This is a genomic window from Francisella sciaenopsi, assembly GCF_045862875.1.
GTDB lineage: Bacteria > Pseudomonadota > Gammaproteobacteria > Francisellales > Francisellaceae > Francisella > Francisella sciaenopsi.
The window spans coordinates 211,905-235,208 of the sequence record NZ_BTHG01000002.1; the positions used below are offsets into that span (position 1 = coordinate 211,905).

Consider the following 23,304-nt stretch of genomic DNA (forward strand, 5'->3'; position numbering starts at 1 on the left):
AATATTATTCAATTTCAGCTTTATCACCATGATTTTCAAGCCAATCACGACGGTCTTTGGCTCTTTTTTTCGCCAAAAGCATATCTAAAATTTCAGCATCATCATAAGTATTAGAGATTGTAAGCTGTAAAAGTCTTCTAGATGATACATCCATAGCTGATTCACGTAATTGGATAGGATTCATCTCGCCAAGACCCTTGAATCGCATGATATTTATCTTACTTGTTAGCTTGGCATTCTCAGCTAAAATCTTTTCTTTCTCATTTTCATCAAGAGCATAAAAAGTATTCTTACCTATGTCAATTCTAAATAGCGGCGGTTGAGCAATATAAATATGCCCATATTCTATAAGTTTTCTGAAATGTTTGAGAAACATGGCGCATAAAAGAGTTGCAATATGTAGACCGTCTGAGTCAGCATCAGCAAGGATACAAATCTTGTTGTATCTTAAACCAGAAATATCATCACTATCTGGATCAACGCCAATTGCTGTAGCAATGTTATGAACTTCTTGAGAGTTCATAATAGTATCTGCATCAAGTTCCCAGCTATTTAGAATTTTACCTTTAAGAGGTAGGACTGCTTGAAAGTTTTTATCACGTGCTTGTTTAGCGGAACCTCCAGCGGAGTCACCCTCTACTATAAAAAGTTCAGTCGAGTTTATATCAGAACTGATACAATCTGTAAGTTTACCAGGCAAGCGAATCGAAGTATTCATAATACGCTTACGAGTAGTTTTTTTATCAGCGTTAATTCTTTTTTGTGCAACGCTATTAATATTTTCGATGATTTGACGGGCTTCTTCAGGATTTTGATTGAGCCATATTGTTAGCAAATCTTTGACAGCTGTAGTTACAAATGAAGTCACATCTTTATTGGAGAGTTTTTCCTTTGTCTGACCTGCAAACTGAGGATTTGTTATCTTTACGGATATTACGTAATTTAACTTAGCAAATGAGTCATTTGCTGTAATTTTGACATTTTTTATTCCAAGAGAATTTTTTTCAATATAGGTTTTAATAGCTTCATAAACACCATTTTTAAGACCTGTAACATGTGTGCCATCTTGCGGTGTTGGAATTAGGTTAACATAACTGTTTTTGATACTTTCTAAAGGATCTTCACACCAACAAAATACAGCATCTAAATAAGAATCACCATTTGAAAAATTATCTATCATAAAAGGTTCAAGAGGAAGTGTTTCAGCTTCTAACTTATAGTTAAGGTAACCTTTTAACCCAGTTTCAAAATGCCAAGAGATTCTCTCTTTTTTTATTTCATTTGAGTATTTAATTGTAAGAGCTTTACAGAGTATTGCTTTAGCTTCTAAGAGATTCTTAAGAGCTTTAACGTTAACTTTGATATCATCAAAATATTTTTTGTTAGGCCAAAATCTAATTTTAGTGCCAGTATTTTTTTTACCAACGCTATCAATAATCTCTAAATCTTTAGTTTTTAGACCATCTTCAAAAGTTATTTGATAAACATTACCATCACGTTTGATTTCTGCCTCAAGTTTGCTTGATAAGGCATTGACAACAGAAACACCAACTCCATGAAGACCACCAGAGTGGGTATAGTTCTTGTTGCTGAACTTACCACCTGAATGTAGTTTGGTCATAATAAGCTCGATACCGGACATTTTGTGTTCTGGATGGATATCTACAGGCATACCACGACCATCATCAGCTACTTCAATACTATTATCATCATATAAGGTGATATTTATTTTACTAGCATATCCAGCTAAAACTTCGTCAACACTATTATCAACAATTTCTTGTATAAGATGGTTTGGGTTTTCGGTATTGGTGTACATACCAGGTCTTTTCTTTACAGGATCTAAACCGGTAAGAACTTCGATAGATTTAGCATTATAGTTTTGCATTTATAACTTGTTAGATATTTGAAATATATTATTTAAAGTAGATTCTATCATATAATTATTTTAATTCGTAAACCTAAGGTATAAAGGTCTTGGATATTTACTTTTTGAGGAAATAGCAGCTGTAAGGAAAAAATATTATTAGTCCAATAAGTGGCAGCAGTACAAATGCAAAAGCTAAAGTGAATTCACTACCAAAATCAATTTGACTAATTACAGCAGTAGTTATTGAAGCAATTCCCATCTGCATAAAACCCATAACTGAAGATGCTGCTCCAGCAGTAGCAGTAAAGTTCTCCAATGCTATTGGTGTTAATAAAGGCACACTAAATGATACACCTATAAATGTGAGAGAAAGAACACCAGTTAAAGCTATAGATAGAGTTAATCCTGTTAATTTATGGAAGGCATAAATAAAGAGTAACCCTGATATTAAAGTACAAAGCATACCAAAATTAACTAGATGCTTGTAGGCTATTATACGACTTAGCTTTGAGCATATAATTGATCCTAATACTACAGCAGTAACCATAATTGTAAGTAGATACAAGAAATTAGCTTTTTCAAGCTTTAAAATATTTATAAAAATATCAGGAGCTGTAACTAAACAGGCGTATATCACACTAATATTTATTCCTAATACAAAGGTTGCAAAGAAGAATTGATGATCTTTGAAAAGGGAAAAATAATTTTTAAAGAAAGTTCTTAAGGTTAGTGCATCTATATTTTTTTCTTTTACTGTTTCTGGGAAAAAAACAGTTACTTGAACAAATAAAAATGTAGCAGCAACTAATAATATCCAGAATATCAGGTTAGGACTAAGGAAAACACCTAAAATAGCACCAAATGCAGGAGCTAAAGCAAAGGCAATATTCATAATAGCAAATATCGCACCTTGCTCACTAACTTTAAAAGCATCTTTGACTGCAACCGTTGCTATTACACCGCCAGCAGCCGCGCCAAAGCCTTGAAGTAGTCTTGCATAAATTAGAGTGTCAATATTAGTGCTGAGTAGACATATTATTGAACTAATGATAAAAAATCCTGAACCTACTAACATTACAGGCTTACGTCCAAACCTATCTGAAAAAGGACCGTATAAAAGCTGACTAACGGAATAACCAAATAGATAAGATGTTATAGTTAGTTGTACATGAGCGTAGTCTGTGCCTAAAATGGTTTTGATTTCTGGTAGTGCAGGAGCATAAATAGTATCACCAAAAGGTCCCAAAGAGACCATTAGAATCAAGATGAAAATTGATGGTCGTATGCCTTTATACATTAGTCAGAATCACCTTTATTAAAGTTACCTATTATTATGGTAGCAGTTTTGCCTTTTTGTGTAGGTGATGTTTCATTTGATGTGACGACACCTTCAGCTATCGAAGAGTCAGGGTTTTGTGCTTCTGAATTTGTATTGTTGTTAGCATTTGTTACTTTTTGGTTAGTCGAACTTGATATATCTGTATTATCATTAGCATCTGCTACAATAGCTGTGGTTGTTGCTACGGAGCTAATATTGTTTTTAGACTTATCGGAGTCAGCTTCTTTGCCAGATAGATCTTTTGGAGTATCCTCCATAGGAGCTGCTTTTGGTTGCTCTAGGGGATAAATAACCTCAACATTTTGACCTTGATCGATTTTATAGTCACCTAGAATATTCTCATAAACAACTCTATCACTATGAGCATCAACTAAATATGTAGTACCACTATCAGCTTCTACAAGTATACCTTTTTCAGTTGGAACTAATTGCCCTGAAATTCCATAGTCAAAAAAGTCGCTTTTAGGAGTAAGTTTATATCTACCTAAGTAATCGCCATTTAATGAGTTGAAAAAGTGTAAATAACCTTGAAAATCAGCAACTACAATCAGTCCCTTATAATATATCGGCGCTGTTATTTTACGCCACTCTAGTGTACTTTGTGTCCAAACAGTGTCGCCAGTTTGGATGTCGTATGCTTTAAGCTCACTATTAGCTTGTACGGTAAAGATCACACCGTTATTAATAGCCATATTATTAATTATAGAAGCTTTCTTAGCCCAGAGCATTTTACCTGTATCTTTATCTAGAGCCACAATAGCACCTTGGTAAGCAGCGAAGATTAGATAGTTATCATACAACATTGGATTTGATGTGATATCCACCATCTTATCAGCAGGAGATGAGCCATGAGCAATAGCAATTGGCAAATTGATAGTTCTATCGCCATTGTCTAGAGTAAAGCCTAGTACCGTACCAAAAGCAGACCCTACCATCACAGTGTCATTAAGTATAATGGGAGATGAGTCACTTGGTAGCGTTATCTCTGGAATATTATTTGTTACATTCCACACTTTTGAGCCGTTGGTGGCATCAAAAGAAGTCACAGAACCATCGTGAGTATGAGTATATAAGTGGTTGCTATATATTGTTGGTTGAGAAAAAATACTACTTGGAGCATCTGTCCGCCATAGTATTTGACCATCTTTTTGATCAACAGCTGTTAAAGTTCCTTTTATAGAACCAAATATTACCGCGTTAGCTATAATGCTTGGTTGAGATGAAAGCGTAGTACCCGTATCATGTTTCCAAATTATTTTACCATTTGTAATTGCTAAACCATAAGCCATACCATTTTGATTAGGAACAAATACCATGTCATTGGCATAAGCCGGGGAAACATTATATATTGGTAAACTACCATTACCATTACCCGTAGATCTGCTCCATTTAACTTTCACCTTAGCCTCCTTAGGAGGTTTTTCAGCTAATGGTGTCGGTGGTGGGACATTACTCTCAGAACAACTAGCGACTAATAATGATAGTAGCAAAGGCGTTGTTAATAAAAATAATTTTTTCATGATTAATTAGCGTTATTTATAAGTTGGGTAACTATTTGTTTGAATTCTGGCGAACTGTTAGGATCTTGTAGCGCTTTACTCCAAGCATCTAATGCTCTATCTTTATCTTTTTTCTCATTATAAGCTTCACCTAGTAGCATTAATGGATATGCATTGCTATTTAGAGAGCTAATGCTTTGAAGAGTAGAGATAGCATTATCGGGATTGTTACTTGATATATAAAGCTTAGCAAGTCTTACTCTTGTAATGTCTGTCAAGCTGTCTTTAGGGTTATACTGAGCACTTTGCTGCAATACATCAATAGCTTTAGGAAGATTAGATAGGTTAACATTAAAACTTTTAGTATCTAAGTCAGTAGGAGCGGTGTATAAATCAGCTAATTGCCAACTAGCAAATATGCCAAAGCTAGTATCAGGGTAGTTTTTTATAACTTCTTCAAATTTAGCTATTTTTACACTTGTAGGAGATTTAGGGTTTTCATTTGCAATTAGCGCTCTTTGATACATGTCAGACGCTTCAAACATGCGCTTTTCATTACCAGAGTTATAAAACTGTAAAATTATAGTACAAATGATGGCTACAATTATTATACTTACTATTGTGTATAGAGCTTGGCTTTGTTTTTTTGATAAATTTTTCATAGTTATTAATGTCTACAAATTAAATTTGTTTATAGCAAACTTACAACATCTTAACATAAAAGTCCTTAACGTTCTAAGTTTATTAATCAGATTAGAATGTAATGTCTTGGTCTTTTATGTTAAAATATGATTTTGTTTTTCTAAGTTAATTAGTAATTATTTACATTTAAAAATTATTTGAATATGGCATTAATATCTTTAGCAATTGATTATAAAAAATCCCCAATAGAGGTTCGTAGCGAGTTTGCGCTTTCAGGACTTGATGTATCAATGTTATATAAATCAATATTAGCTATAGATGATGTTATTCATGCTGTAATTTTATCAACATGTAATCGTACTGAAGTATATCTTGAAATAGCAGATTTAAGAGTTGTCGATGATATTTTAGCTTGGTGGCAAAGCTATGTTAGGAATCCTGATTTTAAAATAAGAGATTACTTTAAATTACGTCAAGGTACAGAAGTAATCATGCATTTGATGAAATTAGCTTGTGGTCTAGAATCGATGGTTTTAGGAGAACCACAGATATTAGGACAAGTTAAAGACTCATACACTCTTAGTAAAAAAAATCACGCTATTGGTAAAGAATTAGATAGAGTTTTTCAGAAAGTTTTTGCAACAGCTAAAAAAGTTCGTAGTGAAACTAGAATCGGACACTGTCCAGTATCAGTAGCATTTTCAGCAATTACTTTGGCCAAAAAGCAGTTGGATAATATTTCTACTAAAAATGTGCTTATAATCGGTGCTGGTCAAACAGGGGAGCTTTTATTTCGCCATGTGACAGCTCTTAATCCTAAACATATTATGTTAGCTAATAGAACAATAGAGAAAGCCGAAAAAATCACATCTACCTTTGATAATGCTAGTGCATATTATTTATCAGATTTGCCTAAATTAATTAAAAAAGCAGATATTATAATCGCTGCAGTTAATGTTACTGAGTATATAGTCAAATGTGATGATGTAGGAGAAAAACCAAGAGTTTTTATTGATATCTCTATACCACAAGCATTAGATCCTAAACTAGGAGGTTTAGAACAGAATGCATATTATTGCGTTGATGACATTAATACAGTTATAGAAGGCAATAAGGATAAAAGGAAACATGAGAGCTCAAGAGCTCAAAAAATTATTGTAAAATCACTAGAAGATTATTTAGAAAAAGAAAAAGCGATTATTTCAAATAGTGCTATTAAGGAGCTATTTCAAAAAGCAGATGGATTAGTGGATTTATCATTAGAAAAAAGCTTAGCAAAAATAAGAAATGGTAAAGATCCTGAGGAAGTGCTTAAGAGATTTGCTTATGAGATTAAAAAGAAAGTATTACACTATCCTGTGGTCGGTATGAAAGAGGCTTCTAAGCAGGGTAGAAGTGATTGTTTAGTATGTATGAAACGAATGTTTGGTTTAAATGTGGAAAAATAAATGAAAGATTCTATTAAGACAAAACTGCAAAGTTTGATAGAAAGACATGAAGAAGTTAGCGCATTGTTAGGTGAAGCTAATGTTATTTCTGATCAGAATAAGTTTAGAGATTTATCAAAAGAATATTCTCATCTTGAGCCTATTGTTAAGGCATTTAAAGAATATACACAAGCTCTTGAAGATAAAGAAGCAGCCTATGAAATGCTCAATGAGAAAGATGCAGAGCTTGTCGAAATGGCAAAAGAAGAATTAAAATTAGCTAATGAGGCTATCGAGAGACTTGAAGATGAGTTGCAGATACTTCTTCTACCGCGTGATCCTAATGATGATGCTAACATTTTCTTAGAGATTCGTGCTGGAACTGGTGGTGATGAAGCATCAATATTCTCTGGTGATTTGTTTAAGATGTATTCAAAATACGCTGAGCAAAGAGGCTGGAAAATTGAAGTGGTTTCAGCTAGTGAAGGTGAGCATGGTGGTTACAAAGAGATTATCTCAAGAATATATGGCGATGGTGTATATTCACAACTAAAATTTGAATCAGGTGCTCATAGAGTACAGAGAGTTCCTGCTACAGAGTCACAAGGTAGAATTCATACTTCAGCATGTACTGTTGCAGTTATGCCTGAAGCAGATGAAGTTGAGGGAATTGATATTAATCCAGCTGATATCAAAGTAGATACTTTTAGAGCATCAGGTGCTGGAGGGCAGCACGTCAACAAGACTGACTCAGCGATTAGAATTACACATATTCCAACAGGTGTTGTTGTCGAATGTCAAGACCAAAGATCACAGCATAAAAACCGTGCAGCTGCTATGTCAATGCTTAAATCAAGACTTTTGCAAGCAGAGATTGATAAACAACAAAAAGAGCAATCTGATACACGTAAGAGTTTGGTTGGTAGTGGTGATAGATCTGAGAGAATTAGAACGTATAATTATCCTCAAGGTAGAGTTACTGACCATCGTATTAACTTAACTCTTTATAAACTTGATGAGGTTATGGAAGGAAGTCTAGACAGTATTATCCAGCCACTAATCTTAGAGCATCAAGCTGATCTTCTAGCAACTATGTCAGATGAGTAATATCTCAATATCTCAGTTATTAGCGTCAAGTGCAGTTAAGTTTAATCAACCTGATGTTTCAATAAAACATGATCTGCAAATGATTATTTGCGATGTTTTGGGTGTTGATAAGACTTATCTTTATCTAAATTCTGATAAGCAGTTAGGTAGTGCCATACTTACAAAAATAAATGGGAAAATTTTACGTCTTTTAGCAGGTGAGCCATTAGCTTATATTCTTGGCTATAAATATTTTTGGAATCAAAAGCTATATGTAACTAAAGATACTCTTATACCCCGAGCAGATACTGAAGTTATAGTTGCTGCAGTGTTAGATGATATACAAGATAAGAATGCTCAACTAAAAATATTAGATCTTGGTACGGGCTCTGGCGCGATTGCTTTAGCTTTAGCTGAGGAGCTCCCTAAGAGTCAAGTTGTAGCTGTTGATTTATACTCTAAGACTTTAGATGTTGCTAAAAAAAATGCTCAAGCCAATAATATTGCTAATGTTGAATTTATGCAAAGTAGTTGGTATGAAAGTTTAGATGAGACTAAGTTTGACATCATAGTATCAAATCCACCATATATAGATATTGACGATGCTAATGTTGATGATAGTGTTAGGGAATATGAACCATCAAGAGCATTATTTGCTACAGATAATGGCTTAGCAGATATTAGAATAATCATATCCCAGGCAAGTGACTTTCTAAAACAAGGGGGATATTTGTATATAGAACATGGCTTCACCCAAGCGAATGATCTAGCAAGTATATTTTCTCAGTATGGTTTCTGTGATATTCAAACTATTAAAGACTTAAATCATAAAGATAGATGTACAAAAGCTAGACTTGGTAGTTATTTGTGATAAGGGTGGCCTTCTAATATTGTATAAGCTCTATACAACTGTTCAGCAATAATAATACGTACTAAAGGGTGAGGGAAAGTCATTTTTGATATGGATATTTTTTCTTTAGCAATATTTTTGATACTTTGATCTATACCATCTGGACCGCCAATTAGAATTACAACATTTGGATTGTTAAATTTCCAATTTTGCATTTTTTCAGCTAGTTCTTCTGTTGAAATTATTTTAGAGTTAACATCAAGAATTACTAAATGATCAGAATCGCTAAGTTTAGTAAGAATAGTTTTAGCTTCTTGTTCCATCCAAAGTTTGGGATTACCAGTTTTAGTTCGTTTAGCTATTGGCAATTCAATCAGTTCAAGAGGGATTGATTTACTTAGGCGCTTTTTGTACTCATCATAACCTTCGCTAACCCATTTTGGTGGTTTTTCTCCTAAAGAGAGTATTCTAATTTTCATAAACTATCTCGTAAAGCACATAAGATTTTCATTTGAAAGTTCTGGATTATATTTATAGTCAGCTACATTGAAATTTTTAATATTACTGATATTTTCTATTCTATTTTCAAGAATGTATCTTGTCATTAAACCACGTGCTTTTTTAGCATGAATCCCTATAGTCTTATATGTACCGTTTTTATTTTCCTTAAAATCAATATCTAGCCATTTTGCATCTAAAGATTTTTTATCTATCGCTTGGGAATATTCATTAGAAGCAAGATTTATCAAAACTTTATTTTGTTGCTGGCTGAAGTATTCATTTAATTGAGCTGTGACCTTATCTTGCCAGTACTTATATAGAATTTTGCCATCAATTTTAATTTTTGTACCCATTTCTAATCTATAAGCTTGCATTAAATCAAGAGGGCGTATCAGTCCATATAGTCCAGATAACATCAAAAGATGATTTTGAGCATATTCGATAGTTTCTTTATCTAGCGTATCTGCCTCAAGACCTTTGTAAACATCGCCACTAAATGTGAAAATGGCAGCTTTTGAATTTGACTCGTTATAACTTTTAGGGTCAAAATCGTTATGTTTAGTAAATACTTCTTCAGCCAGTTTAGGACTGATTTTCATTAGCTTTTCAATCTCATCAACTTCATAATGTTTAAGGGTATTTATAAGTTTAGTTATCTGATCTTTGAATATTGGTTGTGTAAATTGATACTTTGTTATTGCGGTTTCAAAATTTTGACTTTTAGCAGGCGATATAACTATTATCATGATATTTGTTAAATTTGACTATTTTTGATAATAATACCAATTTATCTTAGATAATGGAATTTGCTTTGTTAGCTTGTAATTTTAGGATATATCTAGTAATATACCTAACGCTGACTTGGTTTCCACGCAATGATAGATTGTGAACCCCGCCAGGTCTGGAAGGAAGCAACGGTAACTTTTGATTCATGTGCCGTGTCAAGGCTAAGTCAGCACTTTTCAGAAAAATCATTATTTTTGATCAGAAATTATATATAATATTTTTTTACTATGTAAATTGTTTAAACTTTATAGATGCTTAGTACAAAATCAAATATAAAATATCAAATATTTGTTTGTCTTTCGATATTCACTTATTTTTTAATTATAAATTTGTGTCAGCCTTTGATGATGGATGATCTATGGCGATCAAATGTAAATGCTCTTCATGATGGAACTATATGGTTTCACATTAGAGGTGATTATTTCTATTGGACTGGTAGAGTTTCGGCACAGTTACCAGTTTATATTCTTTTTAATAAAAGTTACCCTTCTTTGATTTATGTTGTAGATATGCTAAATGCTCTTGCACTAACCGTATTAGTTATTTATTTATATAAATTAATATTTAGAGATCAAGTTAGTATTCTATCTAGAAAATTCATTATATATGTTTGTCTATTCATGGGCTACTTCATAGAAAATACTTTTTTAGGTAATGCAATGTGGAAAACTATAGGCATTCAGTATCTCTGGGGTATAAGCTTAGTTGTCTGGGGTTTCTATTTTCTTTTCGTAGAAAACAAACATTCTAGAATATTAAGTATTATTTTAGGAATTTTTCTAGGTTTATATAATGAAGCATTTTTTATGGTAATTTTTACCATTTGCTTTCATTATATAATTCATCAAATTGTAAAAAAAGATAAACTAAATCAAAATACTTTATATTTTGTCATACCATTTATAATTGCGGGTATCGTGATGATGGTAGCGCCTGGAAACTTTGCTAGAACTAGTGATATGCTTGCGGGACAATCTCTTTTAGGATGTATATTTCATAATTTATTTGATACAACTATGAAGTTTTTTTCAAAATTTGAACTTTCATTACCATTTATTCTTGCTGTATTTATGGTTTTTGCTTTTGAAAAGGATATAAAAACTAAGGTTCTTACAATTCTATGCTTAGCATCGGTTTCTCTGACAACATTTCTTATTATGTTTGGTTTAGAAGTACGAGTTGAGATGCTATATATGCTTATATATTTCTATATTATATGTAAATACTTATTTCGTTCAGGTTTTTCATATTTATTAGATAAGTTATATTTATTCTTTGCTATTGCTTTATTATTTATTGCAGTCAAGTTTTTTTATGCCTATCTTCAATTAGGATATTATAATCATCTTAGGATGAACGAAGTGAGACACTATCAACAAACTAGTGAGAAGGATATTTTATTAACAAAACTTCCACTAAGAGCTAATACTAAAATTATTTATATTGATTTAATTCCTAAATCAGATGATCCTGAATATATTAGGAAGTGGGGGTGGAATAACGAGCAGTTTGCACAATATTATGGTTTTGATAGTGTTTTTGCAAAGTAAAATAGCATCAACCATTAATTTAGATCAGTTATATTAATAGTGTAGTTGTAGTGATAATTATGAATAGTTATTTTATTATTATCACTGTATCTTATTGTTAGAATTTTTTTGCCATCTTTAGAAGTAAGAATCCTTTCATTTACCTTTTCTGATAAGCTAATGTTTGTATTGGCAAACATTTCTTTGACAATATCGATAGGAGCCTGGCTTATAATAAACTCTGTGAGGCTTTGTTTAACACCAATATTTTGGTTTGGCATTGGCAGGCTACTGCTTTGGATATCTTTGCCATTATAATCAAGCTTAAATAAAGAACCTCCCCAAGCCGATAACGCTACCATTACGATATGTTTTGAGTTAGCTTCAATAATCATATTTGTTGTTAGGTTTTTTTGTTTGCCATCTTTATCATAATATGTAGCAGAGACTATTTGAGATATTGTTTTATCAATACCTAGTTGTTGTGGTTGGGGTAGTGTTACAGTTGTATCTGGTGTTATAGCTACTTTTACATCGATTTGCTGTCTTGTTTGCAACAATGAGCAACCGCTTAAAAAGATAAATATAAAAATAGTTGAAAGAATTTTATTTTCATAACCTTGTACCTTAATTGCTATAGGAGCTAATAGAAATGCTACCGAAATCCCTATTAATGCAGTTAGACCAAAATACTCAATAGCTGGAGTATTACTTAATACTAAAAGTCCAAATGATAGGATAGTAGTAATAGCTGATAGTGCTAATGCTAGCATAGTACTATTGAATCTATTATGACTCTCAGCCAAGAATAGAACATAATCCATACTTATTCCTAAGACAAGTATTATCGCAAGGATGCTAAATAATGTCAGAGGGATATTGAGTAATCCAAGGAATGCTATAGATATGAAACATGATAATAATGGTACTACAATATAAACTATAGATTTTCTAAAAGAATATCTAACAGTTAATCCTAACCATAGTAAGACAAACACAATCGCCATTATGTAAGAAATTATATTACGATAATGACCAAAAATATCACTTATCTGACTTACTTTATCAACAACATAAACGTCATCGATAGAGCTAAGCAAACTTTGTAGTTTAGTAATATCAATATCTTTTGAAAGTGCTATTGCTAAAGCTTTATAGTCATTTGGTTGGTCTCCTAACCACAAAAATCTCATCTGTGCTGAAACGGGCTTATTTAGCCATGCAGGTAGCTCTAAAGTATCAAATTTTGTAGTTTTGATTTCATCTATCACTTTTACTTGTTGGGCCTCTGAGAAACCTATTTGTTTAAGGTATTCTTCTGGATATTTGGTATTAATAAAGTTTTGTATAAGATTGTAGTTTTGTTGTTGCGGCTCTAAGCTCGGTACATAGTCACTTATGCTAATTAGTGGATTTTTAATATTAACGAAGTTGTTACGAATAATGCTTGTTACATGATTAGCTTTTGACAGAAGGGCATTATCATCTTTAGCCAATACGATAATATAGCTGAGACCTATATCACTGCCAATTATGTTTTTAAGCCGTTGTTCTTCATTTCGGAGCTCTTTAGGTGTAGATTGTAATATATGAATATCATCATTAGGCTTTATTTTATATATTCCTGCAATAATTATTATTACTAGAGCTAGTAAGATAATAATAATTTTTTTTGTACTAATATTTTTCCATAAATTTAGATATTTATCCGTAAGCCATAATAAAGGGATACTCTTATAGCTTTTTGATTTGATATTGATAATATATGGGAAAAAACATATCACTGTTAGGTATGACACAGCTAAGCCAACGATACCAAAAACTGCTAGTTGATGTAGTCCAGGAAAAGGTGCAATTGCTATGACTAAAAAAGCTATAACAACATTTAAAAGTCCTAATGTTATACCTTTTAAAATACGATTTAGTCCTGTTTTTGGAGTCCAATTAGCATCAGCTAAAAGCTTCTCGGAATAGTAAAAGAAAGCATAGTCAACAGATATACCAATTAAACTTGCACCGAAAACTAGCGTAAATAAGAAAACACTACCAAATATATAGTGTGTAACAACAAACGCAACAATAAAGCCACAAAGGATTGAAAATAATGTAAAAAAAAGAGGAATAATTGATCTAAATGTTAGAATTATCAAAATCAATACGCCTATCATAGAACCAATACCAATAGTATTTATCTCATGATGAGCATCTTCAGCTCCAGCATTTGCATAAAAGAGCATACCAGTTTTTAGAACACTAATATCATTTGATTTAATTTGTGTGATAGCATTATTAATGCTTTTGATAATTTCAGTTTGAGTTGTTAATGAAAAGCTTTGTCCTTTAATTTCAGCTTTAATAAGAACGTAATAAGTATTATTTTTTTCAGCTATTAGAAAGCCATTTCTAAGCTTCAAGTTGGAGCTTGGTTTAGGTAAGTTTAAAAGATAGTTTTGATATGTAAAGAAAGGATCATTATTAAGTAGGTTACGATTAACCACTCCTGTTGGGTTATATATATTTGCCAGAGCATTTTGGTACAATCTTTGGTATTTTTTATCAATTAATAGCTGTTGGTCTTTATCGCTAAGTAGTTGTAGCCTGTATGGGAAATAAAATTTTGCCCAAGATAATTGCTGGTCTTGGTTTATTCCTGTATTTACTGCTGTGAAGTTGTTACTTTGTTCTAGTAAATGGCTAAACTTTGCTGCAGCATTTGTAGCTTTAGTTTGATCTTTAGAACTTATTAAGAATACAACATCATTACTTATACGGTCAGAAAATTTGTTTGATGCTGAGGTAAGTTCAGGTGATGTCTCTTGGTTTGGTAACAAAGCTAGAATGTTTGTATTTAAGTTTAGTCCTTTTGTAATAATAACTATAAATAGGATTATGCTACTTAGAACAATTACGCCCCAAATAATAAGACGGATAAGATATTTATTAACCATGATATTTAGTTCGTTGTAATATCAAAAAGTTGTATTTTGATTATATTATCTTGGGTATCAGCGACGTCAATATTTGTAATATATCTATTACCTTTTAGAGTTATCTCTTTTATAGCTTTATTAAGAGGGCTAGATTTCGGTGTGAGGGTTATAGTCCAGTTTTGAGTATTACCCTCAAAATTGATATTAAAAAATTCTGATATAGTTTTTGTATCGCCTTTAAATACAGACATAAAAACACTAGTGAATGTGAAAACTATTGGCTGGTCATCACGTGTAAGAATAGTAGGAGGATTATCCATAATAGTTTGTGTAAGCTTATTTTTAGACATTTGCATTGTAGTTTTGATTGGTAATTGCTGTTGCCATAGCAGAGATCCATCATTGGTTAGTTTAAATGTTCCTGATGATTTTAAACTTGAGTTTAAGCCTGCAATTTGTCTGATTTGTATAAATTTACCCGAGATATTAGTGTCTTTGGTTAATTGCTTTTCAACCGCTTGAAAGTCAGAATCTTTAGAAAGATCTAAAGCATATAAAGGAGCTACAATAGTTAAAAAAATGCTAATAAAAGTAAATAGTCTCTTCATTTTTTAATAATCTCTTTTATTTTTTGTTGCCACTGATGAGGTGTTACGAAACAAGTTTCTTTTTTGTTAATATCCACAGCAAGCTGTGTAGTATAACCTTGACATAACTTTATTTTAGTTAAGCTATCTAAAATAGTATAGTTTATTTTTAATCGGTTCTCGAACTCTATTAGATCACAATAAATATCAATATCTTGTCCGAATCTTGCAGATTTAATAAATTTGGCTTTTATATCAACTATAGGCCAAGCGAAGCCATCTTTCTTCATAGCTATATAATCATAGCCAATTTCTTTGAGCATACTGCATCTAGCCATTTCAAAGTACTTGATATAATTACCATGCCAAACAATTTCGAGCATATCAACATCAAAAAATGGGATAGTCATTTTGTAAACATGTGTGAATAAACTATCTTTAAGCATTTACTTATTCTCCTTGATGCCAAAAATCAAAAAAATTAAACCATTGTTTTGGATACTTTTTACAGTATGATTCAAGCATTTTGGCATATTTTTGTGCATACTTTTCTAAATCTTGTTGTTTTGTTTTTCTATTTAAAATAATGCTATTTTGATCAAACTCTTTGAAAATAAAATCAAAGTTATTGCGATCTTTTTTTGGACATAGCATAAAGTATGTAGGGCATTTTAGAATGCTTGCTAATATAAATGCACCTTGTGGGAAAAATGCCATATCATCTAAAAATGATAATCTAAGATTTCTCTCTGGTTTAGTTATAGAAGTCCTATCTGCGGGTATAACGATAAATTCACCATTAGCAACACGCTCATATAACTCAATCGCCAAATCTGGAGTAACATCTTGTATACATATCATATTGATCGAGTATTTAGGATTAATCTTTGTCAAAAGTTTGTTAAATGTAGGAGCTTGCTTGCTAAATACTAGAGCATTTATCTTCATACTACTATCAAAGTCTGCTAGAGATCTTGCAACATCAAGATTACCAAGGTGAGCAGTAAAAATAACACCACCTTTTTGTGATTTGATAGCTTGGTTCATAGTTTTGCGATCTTGTAGTGAGAAGTCTACATTATCTATAGTGATCTTATTACTCCAAACAGCTATTTTGTCTATAACCATCTCACCAAATGCTAAAAAATGTCTAAAGCTATAAAACCATAATTTTGAAGTTTTAATATTTTTATCGAGGTGTTTAATATATTTAAAAGAATAGTTACGTGCATTTTTGTACAATAAAAAATAATAGATCATAACTACTGACATGATTGAGTAGGTAAGTCTACGACCTAATAAACGAAATAAAATAAAAGTAGTTCTAAGTCCAAATAGACCACCGGCTTCTTTTATCTTAGTCCAATGTTTCACCTGATTTTTCTCCATAATAGTATTGGTAATCTAATAATCATACCGGTAACTAATTTTGTATGAGTCCAAGATATCCTGACATTATCTCGAAACATTCTAAAATTGGAGTAACCATCTTGAGGGTAAATTACTTTCGTATTTATATAGACTATAGGAAGACCTAGCCAGTACATTCTCACGATTACATCTATATCGAAATCCATCTTCACTGAGAAAGTTTTTTTGTGCATAAGCTTTGTATAAGCCTCTAGTTGATAGATACGAAAACCACACATTGATTCTTTGAGATCAAACGATAGAGTTTCTATTGCTACCCAAAAATTTGTAATTTTTCTACCATGAAGTCTACTTTTGGGAATACTATTATCATAGATAGGCATACCAGATATTAGTGCCTGAGGGTTTTGCTGCATTGCTTGTATAAATTTAGGGATATCATTTGAATCATGTTGACCGTCAGCATCTATTTGAAGCATATGTGTATAACCCATTTTAAAAGCCAAGCTAGCACCATGACTTACAGCAACACCTTTACCTTGATTTTTATCAAGTGATTCTGTCAAAATAATATTATTAAATTCACTAGCAACTTCTCTCATGATTTCTATAGTATTATCTTGACTACCATCATTTATAAGTATGATTGGTAAGTTATATCTAGCAATATTCTTAATGGTATTACGTAGTTGTTTTCCATGGTTATAGATTGGTACTACAATACATAAATTACAATCACTATTACTTCTCATATTTTATTTTACCCTGAGATGCTGTTTGATTATCTACAGAAATTTCAAAAACAATTGTATTGTTGCTATTTGTGATTCTTATCTCTATATCATCATTAGGTAATATAACTTTTTTGAATTTTACTTGTGGAATATTACCAAAAGAGGGTTTATCAATACCGAATATCTGGCTTGCCAAATTTATGACAAAATCAACTTGAGCAATACCCGGTAAAATGGCCTGCTCTTGAAAGTGACCTTTAAAAAAATCACACTCGTGGAGTACTTGCGCTGATACTAAAACACAGCAATCATCAATATTTTGTATATTATTTATCTTAAGATGTTTGTTCATAGTTTATTTCGCCATAAATTTTAAATAAAGTCTCCTTAATAAGCTTAAATCTTATCAAACTTATAAGCTCTAACCTATTTAATTATCATCTAATAATTCAACTAATAGTTCTAGAGTTCTTTTTCCTTGAGAGTTAGTTGGAATTTCAGTTACAAAGCGCCATTGTTTAGGTATAACTACATTTGAGTAATAGTTTAATAGATAGCTCTTTATTTGTTTAATTAAATTTTGTTTACCAAATTTTTGTAATAAGTCTTGTCCATCTTGATTTAGACATATTATTGCTGCTATGTATTCGCGATAGCTTTGACGCTTGATACATGCACAATTTTGTATTAAGTCATGCTCGATTAATATATTTTGCATTTGTGATATTGATAAACGATTACCAGCAATTTTGACAATCTTATCAATTCTACCTTTTAGTTCAAATTTATCGTTGGATAATGCAACGATATCTGCCATTAGTTGTTTTTCTTGCTTAAAAAACGGGGATCTAACAACTAGTTGATCAGACTCTGAACTGATACAAACATTATCAAAAGGTTTCCATAGTATATCAATTAACTGTTGCCTATATGCAATAACACCAGTTTCACTACTGCCGTAAGCTTCAAGAATAGGAATGTTGTAACTATTTTGAAATTTAATCGCGATACCAGTACTTAATGCACTAGCTGATGAAATGAGCAAAGAGTTAGTGATAGGACTACTAATACTGCCATCAAGGTGAGAAATAATTACAGGAGTTGTTACCAAAATATTGTTATCTTGAAGTAGCTTTTTGTGGATAAGTTCGGGTACAAATAGTCTTTCTGTGTAGATGATTTTTTGGTGTAGCAGTGGCCATATTATAGCCCAGCTAAAGCCATACATGTGCTGATGTGATACTGTTGTAAGCACATTGATATTCTTAAGATTAAAGCTTTGTATGACACTGTTGATCGCTGATGACTCTTGTTCAAGATTGTTTATAGTTTTGCTATAGCTTTTATATTCACCTGTAGATCCAGATGTGAAAAATATAGTTTCACAATCCTTTAATGTATACTCATTGATGATTTTTGCTGATAAATCAAGATCATTATCAGTTATTAAAGAGTCATAATGTTTTGCAAGTTTGGTAATTGTGCCAGATTTGTTATTTGGTAGTATAATAGTAGTTTTACCTAAAAACTGACATGCTATCCATGTACAACAAAATAAGTAAATATCATTAATAGATAGTGCGACTTTGCTGTTATTGCTTAGAGTGATATCGAGATGATTTGCTAAAGTTTTTATATCATTTAAAAACTCTTTTGCGATGATATTATTTGAATCTTTGGTAAATATAATTTCAGAAGGATTTTGTGCATAAAATTCTAGTATCGATTTAAGCGTGCTTTTCAAAATATCTCCTAACAACAATTCTAATTATAGTTTCACTAAGCATCATTAATCCTATAAGGATGTAACTAATAAAACCGTTATAAAGCGTCCATAATTGTACCGAGCCTAATATAATAGTATATGCTGAAATACTGGCATTTATAGCAAAAAAAATGCACCATGATAATGTCACATACCAAGTGTACTTTATTGCATAATTTGGTAGAGGTTCTTTGTTCATACGAATCGCAAGTTTTGTAATCAGGCTTTTGTCTTGGAATAATGAATAACAAAAAATGCAGAAGAGGATAATACTAACAAAGATAGGATATAGTAGCATAACGGTGATATTGTCTACTATGATGGCTATGCCTGCAAGAAGTATTCCTATAACAGTAATAAGTTTCCAAGTAATGCTAGGATCCTTTTTTAAAATTAGTAATCTTAGTATAAATATTAAGACAACAATTAAACCAAGATACTTTACTGAGAGTGAATTTAGGCCAATATATACTATAAATGGATATAATATAATTACTATCAGTATAAAGAATTTAAGTATAGATTTCATTAAGTGTGTATTTAGTCTTGTGCTAGAGCTGCAACTATAGTATCAACAACATCTCCAACAGTACGAACAGATTTAAATTCCTCAGGTTTAAACTTACGACCTGTGAAGCTTTGAAGCTGTACTACTAGATCAACTGCATCGATGCTATCTAAATCAAGATCTCCATATAGTGTTGAATCTAGAGTGACATCATCCTTATCTATTTCAAAAAGATTATTAAGAATATCTTGTAATTGTGCGAAAATTTGTTCTTTAGAAAAGCTCATTAGTATATCCTTAAGATTTATTTTCTTCTACAAATTTAGCCAGAGATGCCACAGATTCAAAGTGTTTTTTGACATCTTCATCAGCAACTTCAAGACTTATATTATAGCGTTTTTTTAACGCAACCCCTATTTCTAAAGCATCTATTGAATCTAGTCCTAAACCATCTCCAAAAAGTGCTTCATTAGCATCAATATCATCAGCTGCAATATCTTCAAGATTTAGTACCTCGATGATCATTTCTTTTATTTCTTGTTGCATGTTTCTAAAGTACCTATTTTATAAAAAATCTAATTTAGTAGAGAGATTATGCTGTAAGAATTTAGTTAGCCTACGAGCAGCTAGAGATGGTATCCCATCTGCCTCATCAATAAAATCTTGAGGATTAACCTTATCTCCCACAATTACTCTAAACAACGGTGTTGTTTCGGCAATGTTATACCATTTGGTATTTTTTGTCAAAGTAACAGGAGAGCATGAAATATGTATCATTCTTATAGGAGTATTTGTTCTAATTGCTAGTTGCGCAGCTCCTCGTTTTAGTTTTGGTAACTGGTTAGGGCTAGTTCTAGTACCTTCTGGGAACATTAGCAAATTTCTACCTTCTGCAAATATTTCATTTAAGCGCGAGAATGTTTGATCAGGATTGATATTTGGGATATATCCAGCTGTTTCTATTACATGCTTATAATATGGATTTTCCCATAAACTTTGTTTGACAATATTGTCGCAAAGTTTGAGTTTGGATACTATTGCAACATAGTCGATTAAAGTAGGGTGATTAGCTATAAAAATACAACCTCTATCTTGATGTAGTTTTTCAATACCTTCAAACTCAAATCGAATGATTCTAAAATGATGAATAATTCCAATAAAAATTTTAAAACTAATATTTATTGTGTATTGAGCATGTATCGTGCGAGCACTTTTATCTTTTATAAATATTCTAACTAGGGGGAAATATATATAGCCTAATATTGCGCCAAAAAAGCTAAATAAAAAGAAACATATTCCTGTAGCAATTCTGCGATAAAACCTATTTAAGTATTTATACATAATTAAATCTTCTCTATAGATATACTCTTCAAAAATAATGGATTAAGTTCATTACAAGCATACCAGTTTGCAAAAATAATTGCAGATGGGAGTTGATTAAATTTTTGTAATAATGTTTTGTTGTTATTAATCTCTAATTTTAGGCCTATACCTGACTGTGATAGTGGTTCTCTTGATATGACAAAACTAATTCCATAAGCAAGATTATCTGAGATATTAAGTTCATCAAATATTTCCGGTACATTATCATCATAACAAGTGAATAAAACATTATCATGGTCTTGTAATTGCGTGATAGCGTCAATTAAACCCATTTCAAAAGTTTCAGTACCAGCAGCTATTGAGTTAAATGGTATTTTTAGTTTACGTTGGATTGATAGAAGTCCAGAAGGAGTGTTATGTACTGATTGAGAAAACGCATTTGGTGAAAGGATTTCTTGATTAGAAATATCTTTGAATATAGATAATGTGTTTGCTAGTTCTCCATGCTGAGATGCAAATACTACGGCGCCTATTTCATATTTATGGATTTGAGGTATGGATACTGCAAGAGCGATTTTGCTAGATTTACTACATCTTCTTTTCATGGCTGTAGCTATTAGGCTAGTATCGATGTTGATGTCCTGTTTTATCATTTCAAGGTATGATACATCTTTAAAATCAGAGATATCATTCTTTCCTTGAGCTATGACTAGCAATGAATCTATATAAAACTTCATTTAGTATCTTCTAAATTATTTTCATTAGAATTTATCATATTGAAGCAAAAAAATGTATCTCTATAAATTTTTTAAGTATTAAATACAGTTAACATACACTTAATTGTATTTAAACTAATTGTAATTGTATTTATACTTACAAGAAGTTATTCAAAATTATGTAGAATATGAGTGACAAAGAAATCTATCTAAATTCGCTAGGAATAATTAATTGTTTAGGTGATTCTAAACAAGCTATTTTGCAATCATTGCTTAATAATCAAACCGGTTTAGTGACTGATAAGAAGCTATTGTCGGGTCGCAAGACAATTGTAGGGCACGTGAGTGATGAGGTGCTCCCAGAAATTCCTCAACGATTAAAAGAGTTTGATTGTCGTAATAACCAAATGGCTCTTCATGCCTGTATGCAAATAGATCAAGATATAGGTAGAATTATAGATAAATACGGAGCTGATAGAATAGCTGTAGTTTGCGGTACTAGTACTTCAGGTATAGATAATGGTGAACGAGCTTTAACCAATAAGTTTATATCAGGTCAATTCCCTAAAGAATTTAGCTACAAGCAAGAAGAAACCGCTGGTCTGAGTGAGTTTTTGAAGGAATATTATCAGCTTGAAAATATTGCATTTACTATATCAACCGCTTGTTCATCAAGTGGTAAAGCATTTGCTTCAGCTGCTAGATTATTAAAACAGGGCTTGTGTGATGCAGTTATTGTCGTTGGTTGTGATACTCTTTGTGAGTTAACCTTAAATGGCTTTGATTGTTTAGATGCTATATCTCAAAACTCGTGTTTACCCTTTCATAGTCAAAGAGACGGTATAAATATAGGTGAAGGTGCTGCAGCATTTATTCTGTCTAGAGATTGCTCAGAAATAGCACTTTTAGGTGTTGGAGAATCATCAGATGGTTATCATATTACAGCTCCAGATCCTAGTGGTGAAGGAGCTAAATTAGCTATGATACAGGCATTGATCTCTGCAAATCTAATTCCTGATGATATCGGTTATCTAAATTTGCATGGTACAGCAACCATACTGAATGATAATATGGAAAGTAATGCAGTAAGGGATATATTTAAAGCACCTGTTGCGTGTAGCTCTACTAAATCTTTGACAGGTCACACACTAGGTGCAGCAGCAGCTACAGAGGTAGGGATATGTTGGCTATTATTATCAGATAATTATAACTCTAACAAAAAACTACCAAAGCAATACGATTCAGATAAGGATATTATTTCTGATATTGGTATAATAACTAGTGATATTCGATACCACAAGCCAAATTTTATGAGTAATTCGTTTGCTTTTGGTGGTAATAACGTAAGTGTAATTATAGGAAAGAAATAAATGCATAATATTGCCGATTTGATACCCCATGAACCACCTATGAGACTTGTTGATGAATTTGTTGGTTTTGAAGACAATACGGTGCATTGTAGAACTATTGTGACTGATGATAATATATTCTTCGATAAGCAATTAAATGGTATACCACACTGGGTAGCGGTTGAAATCATGGCTCAAACCGCTGCTTCCTATGGTAGAGCTAGTAAGCTTGCTACATCTGTTGCTAGTACTGATGAGCCTCCAGTAGCATTTTTATTGAGTGTGAGAGGCTATAATACAGATGTCAAAAGATATAAAACTGGCAGTGTTTTAGATATATTTGCTGAATGTATTATTCTTGATAAAGGTACAGGGGTGTTTAGTTGCAAAGTGGTATTGAATAAACAAGAAGTTGCATCACTTACGATCAATGCTTACCAGCCACAAAGTTTTGAAGATGTAAAAAAAGTTATTAATAGAGAAATATAAAAT

General features: G+C 31.9%; 24 protein-coding genes and 1 other RNA gene. 7 read left to right on the forward strand and 18 right to left on the reverse strand.

The features are described 5' to 3' along the window. Positions 1 to 4 precede the first annotated feature (4 nt). From parE to ACKTR7_RS03545, 4 genes are all read right to left on the reverse strand, one after another. Positions 5 to 1,888, reverse strand: coding sequence for a DNA topoisomerase IV subunit B (parE, locus tag ACKTR7_RS03530; RefSeq protein WP_407877039.1), 1,884 nt, complete (start codon positions 1,886 to 1,888; stop codon positions 5 to 7). 97 nt (positions 1,889 to 1,985) lie between these two features. Continuing rightward, positions 1,986 to 3,167 (reverse strand): multidrug effflux MFS transporter, encoded by a 1,182-nt coding sequence (locus ACKTR7_RS03535; protein ID WP_407877040.1) that lies wholly within the window; start codon positions 3,165 to 3,167, stop codon positions 1,986 to 1,988. Next, a complete protein-coding gene (gene bamB, locus ACKTR7_RS03540; protein WP_407877041.1) occupies positions 3,167 to 4,729 on the reverse strand; it encodes an outer membrane protein assembly factor BamB in 1,563 nt (520 codons plus the stop codon). Before bamB ends, ACKTR7_RS03535 begins: the two co-directional genes overlap by 1 nt. A 2-nt stretch (positions 4,730 to 4,731) precedes the next feature. Then, positions 4,732 to 5,370, reverse strand: a complete 639-nt coding sequence (locus ACKTR7_RS03545) for a YfgM family protein (protein WP_407877042.1) — start codon at positions 5,368 to 5,370, stop codon at positions 4,732 to 4,734. A 183-nt stretch (positions 5,371 to 5,553) separates the two neighbouring features. Between ACKTR7_RS03545 and ACKTR7_RS03550 the strand changes: the two genes are divergently transcribed. From ACKTR7_RS03550 to prmC, 3 genes are read left to right on the forward strand one after another with little or no spacing between them, the layout of a single operon-like run. After that, positions 5,554 to 6,798, forward strand: a complete 1,245-nt coding sequence (locus ACKTR7_RS03550) for a glutamyl-tRNA reductase (protein ID WP_407877043.1) — start codon at positions 5,554 to 5,556, stop codon at positions 6,796 to 6,798. Beyond that, positions 6,799 to 7,884, forward strand: a complete 1,086-nt coding sequence (gene prfA / locus ACKTR7_RS03555) for a peptide chain release factor 1 (RefSeq protein WP_407877044.1) — start codon at positions 6,799 to 6,801, stop codon at positions 7,882 to 7,884. Beyond that, positions 7,877 to 8,734, forward strand: a complete 858-nt coding sequence (gene prmC / locus ACKTR7_RS03560) for a peptide chain release factor N(5)-glutamine methyltransferase (protein WP_407877045.1) — start codon at positions 7,877 to 7,879, stop codon at positions 8,732 to 8,734. Before prfA ends, prmC begins: the two co-directional genes overlap by 8 nt. Here prmC and rlmH read toward each other — a convergent pair. Together rlmH and yaaA are read right to left on the reverse strand one after the other, a co-directional pair. After that, on the reverse strand, positions 8,725 to 9,192 hold the full coding sequence (gene rlmH, locus ACKTR7_RS03565) for a 23S rRNA (pseudouridine(1915)-N(3))-methyltransferase RlmH (protein ID WP_012280460.1): 468 nt from the start codon (positions 9,190 to 9,192) through the stop codon (positions 8,725 to 8,727). The genes prmC and rlmH overlap by 10 nt on opposite strands. Positions 9,193 to 9,195: 3 nt before the next feature. Beyond that, a complete protein-coding gene (yaaA, locus tag ACKTR7_RS03570; protein WP_407877046.1) occupies positions 9,196 to 9,960 on the reverse strand; it encodes a peroxide stress protein YaaA in 765 nt (254 codons plus the stop codon). A 113-nt stretch (positions 9,961 to 10,073) separates the two neighbouring features. Between yaaA and ffs the strand changes: the two genes are divergently transcribed. Then, positions 10,074 to 10,170: signal recognition particle sRNA small type (gene ffs / locus ACKTR7_RS03575), an RNA gene on the forward strand. A gap of 81 nt (positions 10,171 to 10,251) precedes the next feature. Continuing rightward, on the forward strand, positions 10,252 to 11,550 hold the full coding sequence (locus ACKTR7_RS03580) for a DUF6056 family protein (RefSeq protein ID WP_407877047.1): 1,299 nt from the start codon (positions 10,252 to 10,254) through the stop codon (positions 11,548 to 11,550). Positions 11,551 to 11,564: 14 nt separating this feature from the next. On the opposite strand, the gene ACKTR7_RS03585 is transcribed toward ACKTR7_RS03580, so the two are convergent. From ACKTR7_RS03585 to ACKTR7_RS03640, 12 genes are all read right to left on the reverse strand, one after another. Further along, complete coding sequence (locus ACKTR7_RS03585; protein ID WP_407877048.1) at positions 11,565 to 14,477, reverse strand: DUF3261 domain-containing protein; 2,913 nt, start codon at positions 14,475 to 14,477, stop codon at positions 11,565 to 11,567. A gap of 5 nt (positions 14,478 to 14,482) precedes the next feature. Then, positions 14,483 to 15,067 carry a LolA family protein gene (locus ACKTR7_RS03590; RefSeq protein WP_407877049.1) on the reverse strand — a complete coding sequence of 195 codons (585 nt, stop codon included), beginning with the start codon at positions 15,065 to 15,067 and terminating at the stop codon, positions 14,483 to 14,485. Next, positions 15,064 to 15,492, reverse strand: coding sequence for an acyl-CoA thioesterase (locus tag ACKTR7_RS03595; protein ID WP_407877050.1), 429 nt, complete (start codon positions 15,490 to 15,492; stop codon positions 15,064 to 15,066). The genes ACKTR7_RS03590 and ACKTR7_RS03595 overlap by 4 nt, the downstream gene beginning before the upstream one ends. Positions 15,493 to 15,496: 4 nt before the next feature. After that, positions 15,497 to 16,420: an LpxL/LpxP family acyltransferase gene (locus ACKTR7_RS03600; protein ID WP_407877051.1), complete on the reverse strand. Its 924-nt coding sequence runs from the start codon at positions 16,418 to 16,420 to the stop codon at positions 15,497 to 15,499. Then, positions 16,417 to 17,169, reverse strand: a complete 753-nt coding sequence (locus ACKTR7_RS03605) for a glycosyltransferase family 2 protein (protein WP_407877052.1) — start codon at positions 17,167 to 17,169, stop codon at positions 16,417 to 16,419. The genes ACKTR7_RS03600 and ACKTR7_RS03605 overlap by 4 nt, the downstream gene beginning before the upstream one ends. Beyond that, positions 17,159 to 17,503 carry an ApeI family dehydratase gene (locus ACKTR7_RS03610; RefSeq protein WP_407877053.1) on the reverse strand — a complete coding sequence of 115 codons (345 nt, stop codon included), beginning with the start codon at positions 17,501 to 17,503 and terminating at the stop codon, positions 17,159 to 17,161. Before ACKTR7_RS03610 ends, ACKTR7_RS03605 begins: the two co-directional genes overlap by 11 nt. Before the next feature lie 78 nt (positions 17,504 to 17,581). Further along, positions 17,582 to 18,895, reverse strand: coding sequence for an AMP-binding protein (locus tag ACKTR7_RS03615; protein WP_407877054.1), 1,314 nt, complete (start codon positions 18,893 to 18,895; stop codon positions 17,582 to 17,584). After that, the gene (locus ACKTR7_RS03620; protein ID WP_407877055.1) at positions 18,879 to 19,445 is read right to left on the reverse strand and encodes a COG4648 family protein; all 567 of its coding nucleotides are present in this window, start codon (positions 19,443 to 19,445) and stop codon (positions 18,879 to 18,881) included. Before ACKTR7_RS03620 ends, ACKTR7_RS03615 begins: the two co-directional genes overlap by 17 nt. Before the next feature lie 11 nt (positions 19,446 to 19,456). Then, entirely contained in the window at positions 19,457 to 19,711 is a 255-nt protein-coding gene (locus ACKTR7_RS03625; protein WP_407877056.1) for an acyl carrier protein, read from the reverse strand. A 10-nt stretch (positions 19,712 to 19,721) separates the two neighbouring features. Then, complete coding sequence (locus ACKTR7_RS03630) at positions 19,722 to 19,970, reverse strand: phosphopantetheine-binding protein (protein WP_407877057.1); 249 nt, start codon at positions 19,968 to 19,970, stop codon at positions 19,722 to 19,724. An 18-nt stretch (positions 19,971 to 19,988) separates the two neighbouring features. Then, entirely contained in the window at positions 19,989 to 20,765 is a 777-nt protein-coding gene (locus ACKTR7_RS03635) for a lysophospholipid acyltransferase family protein (protein WP_407877058.1), read from the reverse strand. A 2-nt stretch (positions 20,766 to 20,767) separates the two neighbouring features. Then, on the reverse strand, positions 20,768 to 21,484 hold the full coding sequence (locus tag ACKTR7_RS03640) for a beta-ketoacyl synthase chain length factor (protein ID WP_407877059.1): 717 nt from the start codon (positions 21,482 to 21,484) through the stop codon (positions 20,768 to 20,770). A 167-nt stretch (positions 21,485 to 21,651) separates the two neighbouring features. Here ACKTR7_RS03640 and ACKTR7_RS03645 point away from each other — a divergent pair, with 167 nt between their 5' ends. Both ACKTR7_RS03645 and ACKTR7_RS03650 read left to right on the forward strand, forming a co-directional pair. Beyond that, complete coding sequence (locus tag ACKTR7_RS03645; RefSeq protein WP_407877060.1) at positions 21,652 to 22,833, forward strand: beta-ketoacyl-ACP synthase; 1,182 nt, start codon at positions 21,652 to 21,654, stop codon at positions 22,831 to 22,833. Next, positions 22,834 to 23,301 (forward strand): ApeP family dehydratase, encoded by a 468-nt coding sequence (locus ACKTR7_RS03650; protein ID WP_407877061.1) that lies wholly within the window; start codon positions 22,834 to 22,836, stop codon positions 23,299 to 23,301. The last annotated feature ends 3 nt before the right edge of the window (positions 23,302 to 23,304 follow it).